Raw genomic sequence first — 18,032 nt, 5'->3', positions numbered from 1 at the left:
GGGAGTCGAGCACCTTTCGGGTGAAGGAAGGGGTGGGGAGGCGGGGCGGTCGGAGCGGGGCGGCGTCAGGAACGTACTTCGAGGAGCGGTACGAGCTGTTCCGCCGGAGTCATGGAGCCGTGGTTGCCCACCATCAGGGATTCCTTCGGCTCGGTCTGCGAGGCGATGATGACCACGTCGTCACGGGCCGCGGCGATCACGTCGCCGAGGCGCTCGTACACCCGCTCGTCGACGTGCGGGCCGAACCAGCCGGCCGCGATCGCCTCGTCCCGGCTCGCGATCCAGAACTGCTCGCCGAGGACCTCGCGCCACACGGCCAGGACGTCGCCCTGCGCGCCCGGCACCGCGTACACGTGGCGGGCCCTGCCCTCGCCGCCCAACAGGGCGACGCCCGCGCGCAGTTCCCAGTCCTCGTCGAAGTCGATCCGGGACTGCTCGTCGAAGGCGATGTCGACCATGCCGTGGTCGGCGGTCACGTACAGGGCGCTGCGCGGCGGGAGTTGCTCGGCGAGGCGCTGGGCGAGCCGGTCCACGTACATGAGCTGGCCGCGCCAGGCGTCGGAGTCGAGGCCGAAGCGGTGCCCCTTGCCGTCGACCTCGCTGTAATACGTGTAGACCAACGACCGGTCCCCCGCCGCCAGTTGCTCGGCGGCCAGGTCCATGCGGTCCTCGCCGGAGAGGCGCCCGTAGAAGGTACCGCCACTCAGGGCGATCTTGGTGAGCGGCGTCGACTCGAAGGCGGGGGCGGAGACCTGGGCCGTGTGCACGCCGGCCGCGTGGGCCCGCTGGAAGATCGTCGGGTACGGCTGCCAGGTCTGCGGCTTCGTCCACGGGTTCCAGCGGAGCTGGTTCATCAGGGCGCCGGTGTCCGGGTTGCGCACGGTGTAGCCCGGCAGGCCGTGGGCGCCGGGCGGCAGGCCCGTGCCGACGGAGGCGAGGGAGGTGGCGGTGGTCGCCGGGTATCCGGCGGTGATCGGCCGTCCGGTGCCGCCGCGCGAGGACGCTATGAGCGAGCTCAGGAACGGGGCCTCGTCCGGATGCGCCTTCAGCTGCTCCCAGCCGAGGCCGTCGATGAGGAAGACGCAGGCGCGGTCGACCGGAGCGAGCTCCGGGATCGCGGCCGTGCAGTCGGGGACGCCCAGGTGGGCGCCGAGGGTGGGCAGCAGGTCGGCGAGCGATCCGGTGCCGTACGCCGGGACGGGAGCGGAGTGGACGGGCAGCGGCTCTACGTCGTCCCAGGCGGCCTGCGTCATCAGCGTCCCGCGTCCGCGGTGGCCTCGGACAGCGCCTGGGCGAAGGCCAGCGCCTGCCGGACGGTCTCCGGGCCGTCGCCCGCCTCGCTGACGCGCAGGCTCAGGTCGTCGGCGGTCGAGCTGCCCGTGTAGCCGTGGTCCGCCTCGCAGTTGGGGTCGCCGCAGGCCGCGGGCTCCAGGTCGATGCGGGAGACGGCGCCCCAGCCGATGGTGAGGACGACCTCGCGGGGCAGGGTGCCCGGGACGTACTTCTCCGGGTTGGCGACGACGCGGCTGAGCACGACCGACGAGATCCGGCCGATCTTCACGGACTCGGTGGACGTCGTCGCGTACGGCGTCGGGGACGTGGTGTCGGCCGCCTGCTCGTCGGTGTGGCTGACGATGAAGCGGGTATCGGTCAGGACCAGGACGGTGACGTGCCGGCGGACCTCGTTCGCGTCGAACGTGGTCTCCTGGTGCACGAGGTACGACGAGATGGGCTCGCCGCCGACCGCGGCCTCCACCGCCTCGGCCACGAGGGCCGGGTAGTAGCCGCTGCGCTCGATCGCCGCTCGCAGCCCTTGGGTCGTCGTACTGGTCTTGGCCATGGGGTCCATCCTAAGGCCCGGGAAGAGACTGCCGTTGCCCCTGTGGATAACCCTCGGTGGGGGCGTTTCCCGGGCGTGTCGGTCAGTACGCGACGGGCAGCGTGCGGGGTCCGAGGTCGTCGCGGGCGGGCGGTGGCGCGAGCCGGACGGAGGCGCCCAGCACGGTCAGTCCGTGCTGAGCGACGACGACCGGTTCGAGGGCGACGCCGACGACCTCGGGGTGGTCGTCGACGAGCCGGGACACGCGCTGCAGCAGTTCTTCCAGGGCGGGCGTGTCGACGGGGGCGGCGCCGCGCCAGCCGAACAGGATCGGGGCCGTCTTGATGGAGCGGACGATCGACTGGGCGTCCCGGTCGGTCACCGGGATCAGCCGGTGGGCGGTGTCGCCGAGCAGCTCGGAGGCCGCGCCGGCCAGCCCGAAGGAGAGCACCGCCCCGGCCGCCGGGTCGATGACGGCGCGGACCACGGTGTCGACCCCGCGCGGCGCCATCGCCTGGACGACGGGCCGCAGCTCGGCGGGCTTGCCGAGGTGTTCGGTCAGCTCTTCGTAGGCCCGCCGCAGGTCGGTCTCGTCGGCCAGGTCGAGGCGTACGCCGCCCAGGTCGGCGCGGTGCCGCAGGTGCGGGGCCGTCGTCTTCAGGGCCACGGGGTAGCCGAGGGTGCGCGCGGCCTGCGCGGCCTCATCGGTGTCCGGGGCGGGCAGCGTGCGGCGTACGTCGATGCCGTAGCGGGAGAGCAGCTCGCGGGCGTCGGCCGGGGCGAGGTCGAGGCCGCGCGGGTCGTCCTCCTTCGCGAGCAGTTCGGTGATCAGGGCGGCGGCACCCTGCTCGTCGATGCCGTCGTACTCGGGCACCTTGCCGGGCTCGGCCGCGTCCCGCCGCCATTGCGCGTACTTGGCCACTTCGGAGAGGGCGTGGACGGCGCGCTCGGCCGCGGGGTAGGCGGGGATGAGGCGCGGGGTGCCTTCCGGCGCCTCGGGGGCGGTCTGGGCCGGCCGGGGCGCCTCGGGCGCGTTGGGTCCCGTGCTGGCCGCGGCGGAGAGCGCCTCGGCCAGGCCGCCGAGCTCCACGTGGACGACGAGCACCGGCTTCGTGGGGGCGGTGGCGGCGGCCTTGCTCAGGGCGGCGGCCAGCTCCGCGTCCTCGGTGGAGTCCTCGCCCACGGCCGGCATGGCGGTGACGACGACGGCGTCGGTCTTGTCGTCGGCCAGGGCCTCTTCGAGGGCGGCGCGGAAGTCCGCCGCGGACGCGGCGGTGGTCAGGTCCCTCGGGGGCTTGGGGCGCAGCCCTTCGGAGAGGCACACGTCGTAGGTGAGCAGGCCGAGCGACTCGGAGTTGCCGAGGATGGCGACGCGCGGGCCCGCGGGCAGCGGCTGGCGCGCCAGCAGGAGCCCGGTGTCCACGAGTTCGGTGATCGTGTCGACGCGGATGACGCCCGCCTGGCGCAGCAGCGCGGAGACGGTGGCGTACGGGAGGCGGGTGGCGCGGACCGCGTGTCCGGTGGGTGCGATGCCGCTGTGCCGGGCGCCCTGGACGACGACGAGCGGCTTGGCGGCGGCGGTGCGGCGGGCGAGGCGGGTGAACTTGCGCGGGTTGCCGATCGATTCGAGGTACATGAGGGCGACGTCGGTGTCCGGGTCGTCGTACCAGTACTGGAGGACGTCGTTCCCGGAGACGTCGGCGCGGTTGCCCGCGGAGACGAAGGTGGAGACGCCGGTGACCCCGGTGACTCCGCCGCCGCGCCGGTGCAGGCGCGACAGGAGCGCGATGCCGATGGCACCGGACTGGGTGAACAGGCCGATGCGGCCGGGGCGCGGCATCTCGGGGGCCAGTGAGGCGTTGAGCCGCACGTCGGGCGAGGTGTTCACGATCCCGAAGGCGTTCGGTCCGACGATGCGCATCCCGTAGGTGCGGGCCTGGCGGACCAGTTCGCGCTGGCGCTCGCGGCCCTCGGCGCCGCTCTCGGCGTATCCGGCGGAGACCACGACCAGTCCCTGGACGCCGCGCTCGCCGCACTCGGCGACGACCTCGGGGACGTCCGGCGCGGGCACGGCGACGACGGCCAGGTCGACGTGGTCGGCCGGGTCCATGTCCCGTACGGAGCGGTGGGCGGGGACGCCGTCGATGTCGGTGAGGTCGTCGGGGAACGCCTTGTTCACCGCATACAGGCGGCCGGTGAAGCCCGCGTCCTTCAGGTTGTCGAGAACGCTGCGCCCCACGCCTCCTCGTGCGCGGCCCACGCCGATCACGGCGACGGATCCGGGCGCGAGGAGGCGGTGCACGGAGCGGGCCTCGGCGCGCTGTTCGCGGGCGCGCTGCACGGCGAGCGACGCCTCGGTGGGCTCCAGGTCGAACTCCAGGCGGACGACGCCGTCCTCGAAGCTGCGCTTCTGGGTGTACCCGGCATCCCGGAACACCTTGATCATCTTGGTGTTGGCGGGCAGCACCTCCGCGGCGAACCGGCGGATGCCGCGCTCACGGGCGACCGCGGCGATGTGCTCCAGCAGGGCGGACGCGACGCCGCGCCCCTGGTGGGCGTCCTGCACGAGGAAGGCGACCTCCGCCTCGTCGGCGGGCGCGGACGCGGGCATGCCCCGTGCGTCGATCCGGTCGTAGCGCACGGTCGCGATGAACTCGCCGCCCACGGTGACGGCCAGGCCGACCCGGTCCACGTAGTCGTGATGGGTGAAGCGGTGGACGTCCTTCGCGGACAGGCGTGGGTAGGGCGCGAAGAAGCGGTAGTACTTCGACTCGTCCGAGACCTGCTCGTAGAAGCTGGTCAGGCGGTCGGCGTCCTCGGTGGTGATGGGCCTGATCCGCGCGGTGCCGCCGTCCCGCAGCACCACGTCGGCCTCCCAGTGGGCGGGGTAGGCGTGCCGGTCCGACGGGGTCTCCATGCCGCAAGAGTAGGGCGGGTCACCGACAAGCGTGTGCCGGTGGTACGGGTCGCGTCCCGCGCGTGTGGGAGGCAGGCTGAGGGGGACCCGAGGCCCTTGCCTTACGGGACCCGGGTCCGCGTCGAGCACGTTCGACGGTGTGTGAGAATGGTCTAGACAACCGTGAGACACCTGAAGGGCAGCATCACATGGCTGAGCGCCGCGTCAACGTCGGCTGGGCCGAGGGCCTCCACGCCCGCCCCGCCTCCATCTTCGTCCGCGCGGCCACGGCGGCCGGCGTCCCCCTGACGATCGCCAAGGCCGACGGCAACCCCGTCAACGCCGCCTCCATGCTCGCGGTGCTCGGCCTGGGCGCCCAGGGTGGCGAGGAGATCGTCCTGGCCTCCGACGCCGAGGGCGCGGACGCCGCTCTCGACCGTCTGGCGAAGCTGGTCGCCGAGGGTCTCGAGGAGCTCCCCGAGACCGTCTGACTCCATCGGTCGGCAGAGCCGCGCGATTCCCTTCGGGGACGCGCGGCTCTGTCGTTTCCGCTTTCGGGTTCACACCGGGTACGGAATTCATGCGGCACGCACGGCAACACAAAGCAATCGCACCGGAAACTCGAAATCCGGACCCATTCTCGGAATGGGCAGCGGAAATCACTCCACGGCCGTGCGGCGAATACCGTATCCCTTTGTATACGGCTCCCCTGTTAATGCTGGAGGCCCGCCGTGTTTACGGCATGTTGCGAAGTCCTCACGCGCTCGCCCGCGCGGGGGACCCGCAGCCGGTGGGCCGCGGTCGCCCGTTCGGTGTGCAGCGCGGTCAGGGAGCGGGCCCGCTCGGCGTCGCCGCGGGCCACCGCGTCCACGATCGCGCCGTGCTCGGCCCAGGACTCGGCCGGCTGGGCCGGGCTCTCCACGGCGTACATCCACGCGATCTTGTGCCGCAGCTGGGTGAGCAGGGCGATCAGTCCGGGGCTGCCCGAGGCCTGGGCGAGCGTCTCGTGGAACCAGCCGCCCAGCGAGCGCAGATCCTCGCTCTGACCGCGCCTGGACCGCTCCTGGCCCAGCCTGACCAGGCCGCGCAGGACCTTGAGGTGGGCGTCGGTGCGGCGCTGCGCGGCACGGGCGGCGCCCAGCGGTTCGAGCAGCATGCGGATCTCCAGGAGGTCGGCGGCCTCCCGCTCGGTCGGCTCGGCCACGCACGCGCCCGCGTGCCTGCGCGTGACGACGAACCCCTCCGCCTCCAGGGTGCGCAGCGCCTCGCGGACCGGCACGCGCGAGACTCCGTAGCGGCGCGCGAGCAGTTCCTCGGTGAGCCTGCCGCCGCGCTCGTAGACACCCGCGACGATGTCGTCGCGGATGGCTGTGCATACCGAGTGCGCGGGAATGCGCATGACCCGACCTCCGCCTTAATCCCCGCGAAACGCGGTCGATTGACGCCCGTGCGAACGCGATGAACACCCGGTCAGCGCGCCTGCCCATCGACTCTATTCCACCGTTCCCGAATTTCCGACGGCAGGCCGGAATCCAGGGATATTTTTTGGCCAGACGAGGTCCGCGCACGCGAAAGCCCCGGCTCGGTGAGCCGGGGCTTTCGGAGGATGCTGTCGCCGGTGCGTCAGACGCCCACGCCGTGCGAGCGCAGGTACGCGACCGGGTCGATGTCCGAGCCGTAGTCGGGGCCGGTGCGGGCCTCGAAGTGGAGGTGCGGGCCCGTGACGTTGCCCGTGGCGCCGGAGAGGCCGATCTGCTGGCCCGGGGTGACGGACTGGCCCACGGAGACGCCGATGGAGGACAGGTGACCGTACTGGGTGTACGTGCCGTCGTTCATCTTGATCACGATGTTGTTGCCGTACGCGCCGCCCCAGCCGGCCTCGACGACGGTGCCCATGCCGACGGCGTGCACCGAGGTGCCGCTCGCCGCGTGGAAGTCGATGCCGGTGTGGCTGCCGGAGGACCACAGGCCGCTGCTCGCCTTGTAGGCGGTGGAGACGTACGAGCCGGAGATGGGCGCCACGTAGGTGTTCAGGCGCTTGCGCTCGGCCTCACGGGCGGCGCGCTCCTTGGCCTCGCGCTCCTTCTTGGCCTTCGCCTCGGCCTCGCGCTTGGCCTCCTCGGCCTTCTTCTTGGCCTCGGCCTCCGCCTTCTTCTCGGCGGCGGCCTTGGCCGCGGCCGCGTCGGCGGCCTTCTTCTGTGCGACGGCCTGGGCGTCGATCTGGTCGGCCAGCGAGTCGCCGATGGCTATCGCCTGGGTGAGGCCGTTCTGCTCGGCGGCCGCGTTGTCGGCGGCGAGAGCGGGGGCGGCGAGGCCTCCGATGACACCGGTCGTGGTGAGCGCCGCGACACCCGCGACCTGCGCGGTGGTTCGCGTGAGACGGCTCGGACGACGGTGCTTCCCGGTGGCACGGGTGAACGCCATGAAGGGGCTGGTCCTTTCCTTCCCTCTCGCCTACCGGGTTAGCTGACGGGTTCGGAGCAGGAAGGTCTCCTACGGGCCCTCTCCCCCGCCTCACGGCCGGAAAGAGCGTCCGATTCACCCCAGGGACTGCGGTGGGTCCCCGGCTCCCCTGGCTCGCGCCATGGGGGACTCGGCGATGACTGTCCGGTGTCGCGGGCGCGACGTGTGTCTGGCGGACAGCCGGACCGACGCTAAGCGGGACATCTTTCGATCGACAAACGGATCCCGGCTTTTGTAGTGCATGCCACAGAGCAGACAGGCAACCTCCGCCCCAATTCGGACATACGTGATCCTTGCCTGATCCGAGAGTGGACAAGAAGGGACGTGAGGGACACCACAGAGCCCCGGAGACCTGTACGGCCTCCGGGGCTCCGGGTTCAGCAGGGCGGCACGGGTCAGCCGGCGACCACGGTCACCTCGCCGATGTTGAGGGCCTTGACGGGCTCCTCGATCGCCGCGGCGTCGCCCACCAGGATCGTCACCAGGCGGTCGGCCGGGAAGGCGCTCACGACCGCCGCGGTGGCCTCCACGGTGCCCGTGGCCGCCAGTTGGCGGTACAGGTGCGCCTGGAAGTCGTCCGGCAGGTGCTGCTCGACCTGGTCGGCGAGCGTGCCCGCGACGGCCGCCGCGGTCTCGAACTTCAGCGGGGCCACGCCCACCAAGTTCTGCACCGCGGTGTCCCGTTCGGCATCCGTGAGGCCCTCGGCCGCCAGGGTGCGCAGCACCTGCCAGAGGTCGTCGAGCGCCGGTCCCGTGTTCGGGGTGTCCACGGAGCCGCTGATGGCGAGCATCGAGGCGCCCGTGCCGTCGGGCGCCGAACGCAGCACCTGGGCGAAGGACCGCACCCCGTAGGTGTAGCCCTTCTCCTCGCGCAGGACCCGGTCCAGGCGGGAGGTGAGGGTGCCGCCCAGGCAGTACGTGCCGAGGATCTGCGCGGCCCACACGCGGTCGTGCCGGTCGGGTCCGATGCGGCCGATGAGCAGCTGCGTCTGCACGGCTCCCGGGCGGTCCACGATCACGACGCGGCCGCTGTCGTCGGCGATGACCGGCGGCACGGGGCGCGGCTCGGCCGTGTCGCCCGTCCAGGCGCCGAGGGTGTCCGCGAGCAGGGCGGCGAGGTCCACGCCCGTCAGGTCGCCCACGACGACGGCCGTCGCGGTGGCGGGGCGCACGTGCTTCTCGTAGAAGGCGCGCACGGCCGCCGCGTCGATGGCGGTGACGGTCTCCTCGGTGCCCTGGCGCGGGCGCGACATGCGCGCGTCGGCCGGGAAGAGCTGCCGGGAGAGCTCCTTGGCGGCGCGGCGGGCCGGGTTGGCGCTCTCGTGCGGGATCTCGTCCAGCCGGTTGCGGACGAGACGCTCGATCTCGCTGTCGGCGAAGGCGGGTGCCCGCAGGGCGTCGGCCAGCAGGGCCAGCGCCTTGGGCAGCCGGGAGACCGGCACCTCGAGGGAGACGCGGACGCCGGGGTGGTCGGCGTGCGCGTCCATCGTGGCGCCGCAGCGCTCCAGTTCCGCCGCGAACTCCTCGGCGGAGTGCTTGTCGGTGCCCTCGTTGAAGGCACGCGCCATGATCGTGGAGACGCCGTCGAGACCCTTCGGCTCCGCGTCCAGCGGCGCGTCGAGGTTGATCTCGACCGCGACGACCTGCTGGCCGGGGCGGTGGCAGTGCAGCACCGTCAGGCCGTTGTCGAGCGTGCCGCGCTGCGGGGCGGGGAAGGCCCACGGCTTGGGCGCGCCCGCCTGCGGCTGCGGGTGGAAGTCCATCATCGCGAGCTGCTCGGTCACCGGCCCGCCTCCTCAGCGTTCTCGGCGGTCTCGGTGTCGGTCTCGGTGTCGGCCTCTGCCGGGGCCGTGGGCTCGTACACGAGGACCGCGCGGTTGTCGGGGCGCAGGCGGGCCTTGGCGATCTCCTGGACCTCCTCGGCGGTCACCTCGAGGACGCGCCGTACGGCGGTCAGGGCGAGCTGCGGGTCGCCGAACAGGACGGCGAACCGGCACAGTTCGTCGGCGCGGCCCGCGACCGTGCCGAGCCGGTCCAGCCACTCGCGCTCCAACTGGGCCTGCGCGCGCTCCATTTCCTCGGCGGTCGGGCCCTCCTCGGCGAACCGGGCGAGCTCCTCGTCGACGGCCGCCTCGATGACCGGCACCTCGACGTCGCCGGACGTCTTCACGTCCAGCCAGCCCAGGGAGGGCGCCCCGGCGAGCCGCAGCAGGCCGAACCCGGCGGCGACAGCGGTGCGGTCGCGGCGCACCAGCCGGTTGTAGAGCCGCGAGGACTCGCCGCCGCCCAGCACGGTCAGGGCGAGGTCGGCGGCGTCGCACGCGCGCGTGCCGTCCTCCGGGAGCCGGTAGGCGGCCATCAGGGCGCGGGCCGGCACCTCCTCCTCGACGACCTCGCGGAGCTGCCCGCCGATCACATCGGGCAGGGCGCCGTCGCGCGGGGCGGGCTTGCCGTCGTGGCCGGGGATGGACCCGAAGTACTTCTCGACCCAGGCGCGGGTCTCCTGCGGGTCGATGTCGCCGACGATCGACAGGACGGCGTTGTTGGGCGCGTAGTAGGTGCGGAAGAAGTTCCGCGCGTCCTCGAGGGTGGCCGCGTCCAGATCGTCCATGGAGCCGATGGGCGTGTGGTGGTACGGGTGGCCCTCGGGGTACATCAGGGCGGTCAGCTTCTCGAACGCCGTGCCGTACGGGACGTTGTCGTAGCGCTGGCGGCGCTCGTTCTTCACGACGTCCCGCTGGTTCTCCATCGACTCGTCGTCGAGGGCGGCCAGCAGCGAGCCCATGCGGTCCGCCTCCAGCCACAGCGCGAGCTCCAGCTGGTGGGTGGGCATGGTCTCGAAGTAGTTCGTGCGCTCGAAGCTCGTCGTCCCGTTGAGGGAACCGCCCGCGCCCTGGACCAGTTCGAAGTGGCCGTTGCCGTGCACCTGCTTCGAGCCCTGGAACATCAGGTGCTCGAAGAGGTGAGCCAGGCCCGTGCGGCCCTTGACCTCGTGGCGCGAGCCGACGTCGTACCAGAGGCAGACCGCCGCGACCGGGGTCAGGTGATCCTCGGAGAGCACCACGCGCAGGCCGTTGGCCAGCCGGTGCTCGGTCGCTGTCAGGCCGCCGGAGCCGGCCTCGGCGGTGGCCGTGTGACCCATGGGCATGTACGTCCCTTCGATCGCGGAGAACGCGAAATACGCAGCAAACCACAGAACTGCTGCCAGTCCTGCCACTGTATGCAAGCGTGCTGACACCTGGCGAAGTTCCCGCTCGGGCTACGCCGTAAGCGAGCACGCGGACCCTTCCGGGGGCCGCCCGCGACCCGCTACGGACGGGTCGCGATCGGCGTTGTCAGTGGGGCGGTCCACAATGGTCCGCGACAGTTCTCGTTCATGTACCCGTTCATGTTGGTGAAGGAGCCGCAGCAGCGATGGCCCGCCGCAGCACGAAGACCCCGCCGCCCGACGACTTCGAGGAGAGGATCCTCGACATCGACGTGGTCGACGAAATGCAGGGCTCCTACCTGGAGTACGCGTACTCGGTCATCTACTCTCGCGCCCTGCCCGACGCCCGCGACGGGATGAAGCCCGTCCACCGTCGGATCGTCTACCAGATGAACGAGATGGGCCTGCGCCCCGAGCGCGGCTACGTGAAGTGCGCTCGCGTGGTCGGCGAGGTCATGGGTAAGTTGCACCCCCATGGCGACGCGTCGATCTACGACGCCCTGGTGCGCCTGGCCCAGCCGTTCTCCATGCGCGTGCCCCTGGTGGACGGGCACGGCAACTTCGGCTCGCTGGGCAACGACGACCGCCCGGCCGCCATGCGTTACACCGAGTGCAAGATGGACGCCGCGGCGTCCCTGATGACCGAGTCCATCGACGAGAACACCGTCGACTTCGCGCCGAACTACGACGGCCAGGAGCAGGAGCCGCTGGTCCTCCCGGCGGCGTACCCGAACCTCCTGGTGAACGGCGCGTCGGGCATCGCGGTCGGCATGGCGACCAACATGGCGCCGCACAACCTGGGCGAAGTGATCGCCGCCGCCCGGCACTTGATCAAGCACCCGGGCGCCGACCTCGAGACGCTGATGAAGTTCGTCCCGGGGCCCGACCTGCCCACCGGCGGCCGGATCGTCGGCCTGTCCGGCATCAAGGACGCGTACGAGACGGGCCGCGGCACCTTCAAGATCCGCGCGACGGTCTCGGTGGAGAGCGTGACCGCGCGCCGCAAGGGCCTCGTCGTCACCGAGCTGCCCTTCGCGGTCGGCCCGGAGAAGGTCATCGCGAAGATCAAGGAACTGGTCGGCTCGAAGAAGCTCCAGGGCATCGCCGACGTCAAGGACCTCACGGACCGCGAGCACGGCCTGCGCCTGGTCATCGAGATCAAGAACGGCTTCGTGCCGGAGGCCGTCCTGGAGCAGCTCTACAAGCTGACGCCGATGGAGGAGTCCTTCGGCATCAACAATGTGGCGCTGGTGGACGGTCAGCCGCTCACGCTCGGCCTCAAGGAGCTCCTCGAGGTCTATCTGGACCACCGCTTCGAGGTCGTGCGCCGCCGCAGCGAGTTCCGCCGCAGCAAGAAGCAGGACCGGCTGCACCTGGTCGAGGGCCTGCTCGTCGCCCTGGTGGACATCGACGAGGTCATCCGCCTCATCCGCTCCAGCGACAACAGCGCGCAGGCCAAGGAGCGCCTGATGGAGCGCTTCTCCCTGAGCGACATCCAGACGCAGTACATCCTGGACACGCCGCTGCGCCGCCTCACCAAGTTCGACCGCATCGAGCTGGAGTCGGAGCGCGACAAGCTCAACGGCGAGATCGACGAGCTGACCGGCATCCTGGATTCGGACACCGAGCTGCGCAAGCTGGTCTCCACGGAACTGGCCGCCGTGGCGAAGAAGTTCGGTTCCGACCGGCGCACGGTGCTCCTGGAGTCGGCGGGCGCGCCGGTGGCGTCGGTCTCGCTCCAGGTGGCGGACGACCCGTGCCGTGTGCTGCTCTCGTCGACCGGCCTGCTGGCCCGTACGGCGAACGGCGAGCCCTTCGGCGCGGACGAGGACGGCAAGCGCACCAAGCACGATCTGATCGTCTCCGCGGTGCCGGCGACGGCCCTCGGCGAGATCGGCGCGGTCACCTCCGAAGGCCGGCTGCTGCGGCTGAACGTCATCGATCTGCCGCAGCTCCCAGAGACGGCGTCCGCGCCGAACCTCTCCGGAGGCGCCCCGATCTCCGAGTTCCTCTCCTCCTTGGAGGCCGACGAGACGGTGGTCTGCCTGATGACCCTGGACGAGTCGTCCCCGGGTCTGGCGATCGGCACGGAGCAGGGCGTCGTGAAGCGTGTGGTCCCGGACTACCCGTCGAACAAGGAGGAGTTGGAGGTCATCACCCTCAAGGACGGCGACCGGATCGTGGGTGCGGTCGAGCTCCGTACCGGCGAGGAGGACCTGGTCTTCATCACGGACGACGCACAGCTGCTGCGCTACCAGGCGTCCGTGGTGCGCCCGCAGGGCCGTCCCGCGGGCGGCATGGCCGGCATCAAGCTGGCGACCGGCGCGAAGGTCATCTCGTTCACGGCGGTCGACCCCGCGGCCGACGCGGTGGTGTTCACGGTGGCGGGCTCGCGCGGCACGCTCGACGACTCGGTGCAGACGACGGCCAAGCTCACGCCGTTCGACCAGTACCCGAGGAAGGGCCGGGCGACCGGCGGTGTGCGCTGCCAGCGGTTCCTGAAGGGCGAGGACTGCCTGAGCCTGGGCTGGGCGGGCCCGGTGCCCGCGCGCGCGTCGCAGAAGAACGGCATGCCGGCGGAGCTGCCCGAGATGGACCCGCGGCGCGACGGTTCGGGCGTCTCGCTCCCGAAGACCGTGGCGGTGGTGGCAGGACCGGCCTAGAGGTCCCGCGGCTCCTCGGCCGCTTCGCCCTTCTCCTGTACGTAGCGGAGAACGCCCCACATGCCGTGCTCGTCGACGGTGTGTGGGGCTTCGCTCCTACAGGCGTCGAGTTCCCCGCCGAGGGCGGCCGTGTCGATCCCCGCGCCGATGAGGACGAGCTGCGTCAGCCGTGGCCCGCCGGCGGGCCACGGCTCGGGCCGGAACCGCAGGAACGGCCCGACGGCGTGCACCGCGTACCGGTTGCGCGGATCGCCCGCCCCGAAGTCGACGTATCCCTTGATCCGGTAGAGCCCGTCGGGCCTGCCGTCGAGGAAGGCCATCAGGCGACGCGGGTCCATGGGCACCTCGGAGGTGAAGGCGACGCTCTCGTAGGCGGCGTGCAGATGCGCGTCGTGCGCCTCGCCGTCGTCGTGACGGTGGAGATCGTCGAAGGACAGCTGTCCGATCCGCTCCTCCGAGGGACGGCAGTCGAAGAGCAGCTCCGGGTCGATCCGGCCGTACGAGGCGGTCACGACGGCGGCTCGGCCCGCTGCCGCCCGCACGGCTCCCAGGACGCGCTCCTGTTCGTCCGGGGCGACCCGGTCGCCCTTGTTCACCACGACGAGGTCGGCGAGCCCCAGGTGGCGCTCCACCTCCGGGTGCTTCTCCCGCGTGGCGTCGAACTCGGCGGCGTCGACGACCTCGACCAGCCCTCCGTAGACGATCCGCGGATTCTCGCTCGCGAGGACCATGCGCACGAGTTCCTGGGGTTCCGCGATGCCGCTCGCCTCGATGACGATGACGTCCATGACCTGACCGTCATGGACAGGGCCGGTCAACTTGTCCAGATAGACGTCGAGTTCACTGGCGTCCACGGCGCAGCACAGGCATCCGTTGCCGAGCGAGACGGTGGAGTCGCCCAGCTGTCCCGCGACCGCCATCGCGTCGATCTCGATCGCTCCGAAGTCGTTGACGATCGCGCCGATCCGGGTGCCGCCGCTGCGGTGCAGCAGGTGGTTCAGGAGCGTGGTCTTCCCCGATCCGAGGAAGCCCGCGAGGACGACGACGGGGATCTGCTGCGGGCTCGCCTTGCTCAACGCGACCTCTCTCGCGCCGAAGCGCGCGCCGGTCCGGGGGCCGGCTCTCGTACGAAGGGTGAATGCCGCCCCAGGATACGAGCGCGCAGAAAGCGAGCGAAGTGAACGATTGTTAGCGCTGCCCATTGGGCACACGTTGGAGAGGCGCCGGTTTACACGGTCCGTGCATCCGTGCGCCTCCTCTCCGCCTCCCCGCCGATCAGAGCCGCTCGGCACCCTGGGAGACGGCAAGCGCGCCGCCCACTGCTCGCCGGTCTCCGTCTCCGTCGCCCCGCACCCGACGACCGGCGCACGGTCGCCTGAATCGGGGGTTCACATGGCCACAAGGAGTTACGGAGCACGCACTCTCGCCGCCGCGATGGCGGCCGGAGCCACCACGACGGTCGGGTCGCTGCTGGCCCGCCGACGTCGGCACGCCTCGCTGACCGAACAGCACCGCCTGCACTTCGACCTGCTGTGCAAGGCCATGGACGATCCCGCCCTGGCCGCGGTCCTCGACACCTACGAGGAGGCCGTGTCACCGGAGCGGCAGCGACAGTTCCTGTTCGCCAACGCCCTGTACACGAACGCCCTCTACTTCCACCGCATCGGCGCCATGAGCCGGCGGGAGCTCTACGGTCACCTGCGGGTCATCTGCCAGAACCCGATCGTCCGCGACTACTTGGTCGCCACCCGGCACCATCGCGCGAGCCTCGAAGGCACCTCGGACGAGGCGGAGCTCGGCCGGATGGTGGAGCGGTTGCTCCTGGATCTGGACGAGGCCGACACGGACGAGTGGTGGGTGGTCGGCGAACCACCTTGCGATTGAACCCAGTTGGCGTATCGCGCTCCTACGGTGCCCCCCGCGACCGGCTACTGTGTGGCCCGCTTCTGCCAACCCAGTGCCAAGGACCGGGATCCCTTTGAAAATCGTCCGCCGCATCGGCGCGTCTCCCCGCGAGCGCGGTAGCGCCTCCGGGCAGACCTGCCCCGACATCTTCGAGCTCGCCGACGGCAACTTCGCCGTCATCGGCACGGATGCCACCGACAAGCTCGACGCCGAGCTGCCATCCGATGCCGCACGGGCCGACTACGAGCGGATCGTCGTCATCACGCGCGACACACTGGTGCGGGCCCGGGCGGACATCCCGGAGGCCTGATGGCCGCCCACGCCCCTGAACCCGGCAGCGCCTGCACCAACCCGAGGTAGACCGTGACCCACATAGCCGTTCCAGGAAGCGGAGGCGGGCCCGGCGGTCCGCCTTCCGCTTGACCTGAACCCGAACCGGAACCGAGCCGAACCCCGAACCGGAACCGGAACGGAAGAGCTCCACCGCCGTCGAGGTCGGGCACCACAGTGCCCGACCTCGACCGCGCCCGCCCCGCGCATCTCAGCCGAGCAGCGGCACCGCCACCGGCGGCTCCACCCCCACGTAGCGCGCCGCCGGCCGGATGATCTTCGAATCCTGGGCCTGCTCCAGCACGTGGGCGCTCCAGCCGACCGCCCGCGCCGCGGCGAAGGTGGGCGTGAACATCGTGCGGGGCAGACCGCACAGCTCCATGACCACGCCCGCATAGAACTCCACGTTCGTGTGCAGCTCACGTCCGGGCTTGAGCTCGGCGAGGATCGCCTCGACGTGCTGCTCGACCTCCACCGCGAACTCCACCAGAGGTCCGCCGAACCGTTCCGCGATGCCGCGGAGCATGCGGGAGCGCGGGTCCTCCGTGCGGTAGACGGGGTGCCCGAAGCCCATGATCCGGTCACCCGCGAGGACCCGCTCACGGATCCAGGGGTCGATGCGGTCCGGGGTGCCGATCGCGTCCAGGGTGTCGAGCGCACGGCTGGGCGCCCCGCCATGCAGGGGGCCGGAGAGTGCCCCGACGGCGCCGACCAGGCAGGCGGCGACGTCGGCTCCCGTCGAGGTGATGACGCGGGCCGTGAACGTTGACGCATTGAAGCCGTGATCAATGGTTGAGATGAGGTACTGCTCGATGGCCCGGGCATGCGCCTGGTCCGGCTCCGAGCCCGTCAGCATGTAGAGGTAGTTGGCCGCGTACGACAGGTCCCCGCGCGGCTCCACCGGTTCGAGCCCCTCGCCGAGCCGGTGCAGCGCGGTGAGGATGGTGGGGACCACCGCCGTGGCGGCCAGGGTGTCGGCGCGGCGCCGGTCGGCGTCGATGTCGTAGACGGGCCGGAAGCCCTGCGAGGCGCCGAACAGCGAGAGCGCCGTGCGCAGTCCCGCGAGGGGGCCGGACAGCGATCCGGCGCGGGCGACGGCGGGCAGCGCCGCGCGCACCTCGTCGGGCAGCCCGCGCAGCGCCGCGGTCTCCCGGGCGAAGGCCGCCGACCGTGCGGCGTCGGGCAGCTCGCCGTGGATCATCAGGTGCCAGACGTCCTCGAAGCCGCGGGTCTGCGCGAGCTCCACGGCGGAGTACTGGCGGTAGTGGTAGAAGCCCTCGCGCCCCCTGACGTCCCCGAGTGCGGTGTCGGTGACGACGACGCCCGCGAGCCCTCGCGGTACGTCGACGACGGGGGCGGTCGTGGTCCCGTTGATCGGCATGTTTCCTCCCTGGACTTGATTCGACTGTCCATGCTTGACTCTAATCTTGTCAATATTGATTGCATCAATACATTGTGATGCGGATACGGTGACTCCCATGACGGATCAAGAACCGGCACCGGCACAGCAAAGCCGTCGGCTGAGCACCAAGGAGACCGCCGAACTGCTCGGCGTGAAGCCGGAGACGGTGTACGCGTACGTAAGCCGCGGCCAGCTGTCGAGCAGGCGCGGCCAGGGCCGGCGCGGCAGCACCTTCGACGCCGCGGAGGTCGAGGCCCTCGCCCGGCGCAACAAGCGGGAGGGCGCGCCGGCTTCGAGCGGGAACGAGCTGTCCGTACGCACCCGGATCACCCTCATCGACGAGGACCGGTACTTCTTCCGGGGGGTCGACGCGGCGGAGCTGGCGGCCCGGCACACCTACGAAGAGGTCGCGGAGTGGCTGTGGACGGGCGTGCTGCGCCCCGGCGTCACCTTCACCGCGCCCGAGGAGTCCCTCGCCGCGGCCCGGCGCGCCGTGGCGGCACTGCCCGAACACAGCAGCCCCGTCGACCGGTTGCGGGTGGCCGCCGTCGCCGCCGCGACCGCGGACCCGCTGCGCTACGACCTGTCCGACGAGTCCGTGCTCGGCGCCGCCCGCTCCCTCATCCCGACGCTCGCGGCCGCGCTGCCGCTGCGCAGGTCCACCTACAAGGACGGCGTCCCCATCGCGCGCCGCCTGTGGGGACGGCTGACCTACGAGGAGCCCGACGAGGCGTCACTTCGCGTACTGGACCTGGCGCTTGCCCTGCTCGCCGACCACGACCTCGCGGCCTCCACCCTCGCCGTCCGGGTCGCCGCGTCGGCCAGGGCGCACGCGTACGCGACCGTCTCCGCGGGCCTGGGCGTCCTGGAGGGGCCGTTGCACGGGGCGGCGAGCGGTCTGGCCCACCGGATGCTCCTGGAGGTCCTCGACCGGGGCAGCGCCGGACCTGTGGTGGCCGACGAGCTGCGGGCCGGGCGGCGCGTGCCGGGGCTCGGGCACCGCCTGTACCGGGGCGAGGATCCGCGCGCGCAGGCCCTGTTCGCGGCCCTGGCGGAGCTGCCCGAGGCCGGGCCCGCACTGGCCGCCGCACGCGACGTGGTGACGACGACCGCCCGCCACACGGACCTGCACGCCAATGTGGATCTGGCGCTGGCCGTGTTCACCACGTCGTTCCGGATGCCCGCCGAGGCCGGCGAGACGATCTTCGCCGTGGCGCGCACGGCGGGCTGGATCGCGCACGCCCTGGAGGAGTACGGGGAACGGCCCCTCCGTATGCGGCCGTCGGGCCACTACGTAGGCCTGCGCCCGCCACAGCCACTGCCGTCGGCCACGGGTGAGGAGTGAT

The 18,032-nt window shown here is 71.6% G+C and carries 14 protein-coding genes and 1 riboswitch; of the genes, 5 read left to right on the top strand and 9 right to left on the bottom strand.

Features of this window, described 5'->3' with window-relative positions; all coding sequences use genetic code 11:
• Positions 1-65: 65 nt before the first annotated feature.
• From M4J07_RS10985 to M4J07_RS10975, 3 genes are all read right to left on the bottom strand, one after another.
• On the bottom strand, positions 66-1,253 hold the full coding sequence (locus M4J07_RS10985) for an alkaline phosphatase family protein (protein WP_255970424.1): 1,188 nt from the start codon (positions 1,251-1,253) through the stop codon (positions 66-68).
• Complete coding sequence (locus tag M4J07_RS10980) at positions 1,253-1,840, bottom strand: DUF5998 family protein (RefSeq protein WP_255970421.1); 588 nt, start codon at positions 1,838-1,840, stop codon at positions 1,253-1,255. Before M4J07_RS10980 ends, M4J07_RS10985 begins: the two co-directional genes overlap by 1 nt.
• Before the next feature lie 82 nt (positions 1,841-1,922).
• Positions 1,923-4,736, bottom strand: a complete 2,814-nt coding sequence (locus M4J07_RS10975) for a bifunctional acetate--CoA ligase family protein/GNAT family N-acetyltransferase (RefSeq protein ID WP_255970418.1) — start codon at positions 4,734-4,736, stop codon at positions 1,923-1,925.
• Positions 4,737-4,924: 188 nt separating this feature from the next.
• Here M4J07_RS10975 and M4J07_RS10970 point away from each other — a divergent pair, with 188 nt between their 5' ends.
• Positions 4,925-5,206 (top strand): HPr family phosphocarrier protein, encoded by a 282-nt coding sequence (locus M4J07_RS10970; RefSeq protein ID WP_105968582.1) that lies wholly within the window; start codon positions 4,925-4,927, stop codon positions 5,204-5,206.
• Positions 5,207-5,427: 221 nt separating this feature from the next.
• Here the strand turns inward: M4J07_RS10970 and M4J07_RS10965 are convergent, their stop codons facing one another.
• The 4 genes from M4J07_RS10965 to M4J07_RS10950 form a co-directional block, all read right to left on the bottom strand.
• Positions 5,428-6,114, bottom strand: a complete 687-nt coding sequence (locus M4J07_RS10965) for a GntR family transcriptional regulator (RefSeq protein WP_255970410.1) — start codon at positions 6,112-6,114, stop codon at positions 5,428-5,430.
• Between the two features lie 224 nt (positions 6,115-6,338).
• Positions 6,339-7,139: a M23 family metallopeptidase gene (locus M4J07_RS10960; RefSeq protein WP_255970407.1), complete on the bottom strand. Its 801-nt coding sequence runs from the start codon at positions 7,137-7,139 to the stop codon at positions 6,339-6,341.
• Between the two features lie 12 nt (positions 7,140-7,151).
• Positions 7,152-7,324, bottom strand: a riboswitch (cyclic di-AMP (ydaO/yuaA leader).
• Between the two features lie 249 nt (positions 7,325-7,573).
• Complete coding sequence (locus M4J07_RS10955; RefSeq protein WP_255970510.1) at positions 7,574-8,941, bottom strand: M16 family metallopeptidase; 1,368 nt, start codon at positions 8,939-8,941, stop codon at positions 7,574-7,576.
• A gap of 17 nt (positions 8,942-8,958) precedes the next feature.
• Complete coding sequence (locus M4J07_RS10950) at positions 8,959-10,320, bottom strand: M16 family metallopeptidase (protein WP_255970508.1); 1,362 nt, start codon at positions 10,318-10,320, stop codon at positions 8,959-8,961.
• A 272-nt stretch (positions 10,321-10,592) separates the two neighbouring features.
• Here M4J07_RS10950 and M4J07_RS10945 point away from each other — a divergent pair, with 272 nt between their 5' ends.
• A complete protein-coding gene (locus tag M4J07_RS10945) occupies positions 10,593-13,049 on the top strand; it encodes a DNA gyrase/topoisomerase IV subunit A (protein WP_255970404.1) in 2,457 nt (818 codons plus the stop codon).
• On the opposite strand, the gene M4J07_RS10940 is transcribed toward M4J07_RS10945, so the two are convergent.
• A complete protein-coding gene (locus M4J07_RS10940; RefSeq protein WP_255970401.1) occupies positions 13,046-14,125 on the bottom strand; it encodes a CobW family GTP-binding protein in 1,080 nt (359 codons plus the stop codon). The two genes, M4J07_RS10945 and M4J07_RS10940, sit on opposite strands and share 4 nt — an antisense overlap.
• A gap of 316 nt (positions 14,126-14,441) precedes the next feature.
• Between M4J07_RS10940 and M4J07_RS10935 the strand changes: the two genes are divergently transcribed.
• On the top strand, positions 14,442-14,933 hold the full coding sequence (locus tag M4J07_RS10935; RefSeq protein WP_255970398.1) for a DUF6082 family protein: 492 nt from the start codon (positions 14,442-14,444) through the stop codon (positions 14,931-14,933).
• Between the two features lie 94 nt (positions 14,934-15,027).
• Complete coding sequence (locus M4J07_RS10930; protein WP_255970395.1) at positions 15,028-15,264, top strand: hypothetical protein; 237 nt, start codon at positions 15,028-15,030, stop codon at positions 15,262-15,264.
• Positions 15,265-15,495: 231 nt separating this feature from the next.
• Here M4J07_RS10930 and M4J07_RS10925 read toward each other — a convergent pair whose 3' ends face one another.
• Positions 15,496-16,665, bottom strand: coding sequence for a citrate synthase/methylcitrate synthase (locus M4J07_RS10925; RefSeq protein ID WP_255970392.1), 1,170 nt, complete (start codon positions 16,663-16,665; stop codon positions 15,496-15,498).
• Between the two features lie 97 nt (positions 16,666-16,762).
• On the opposite strand from M4J07_RS10925, the gene M4J07_RS10920 reads away from it, so the two are divergent.
• A complete protein-coding gene (locus tag M4J07_RS10920; RefSeq protein WP_255970387.1) occupies positions 16,763-18,031 on the top strand; it encodes a citrate synthase in 1,269 nt (422 codons plus the stop codon).
• Position 18,032 lies beyond the last annotated feature (1 nt).

The organism is Streptomyces longispororuber (genome assembly GCF_024448165.1).
Classification (GTDB): domain Bacteria; phylum Actinomycetota; class Actinomycetes; order Streptomycetales; family Streptomycetaceae; genus Streptomyces; species Streptomyces longispororuber_A.
The sequence above is the reverse complement of the archived record's forward strand: the minus strand, read 5'-3'. Positions and strand labels throughout refer to the sequence as shown.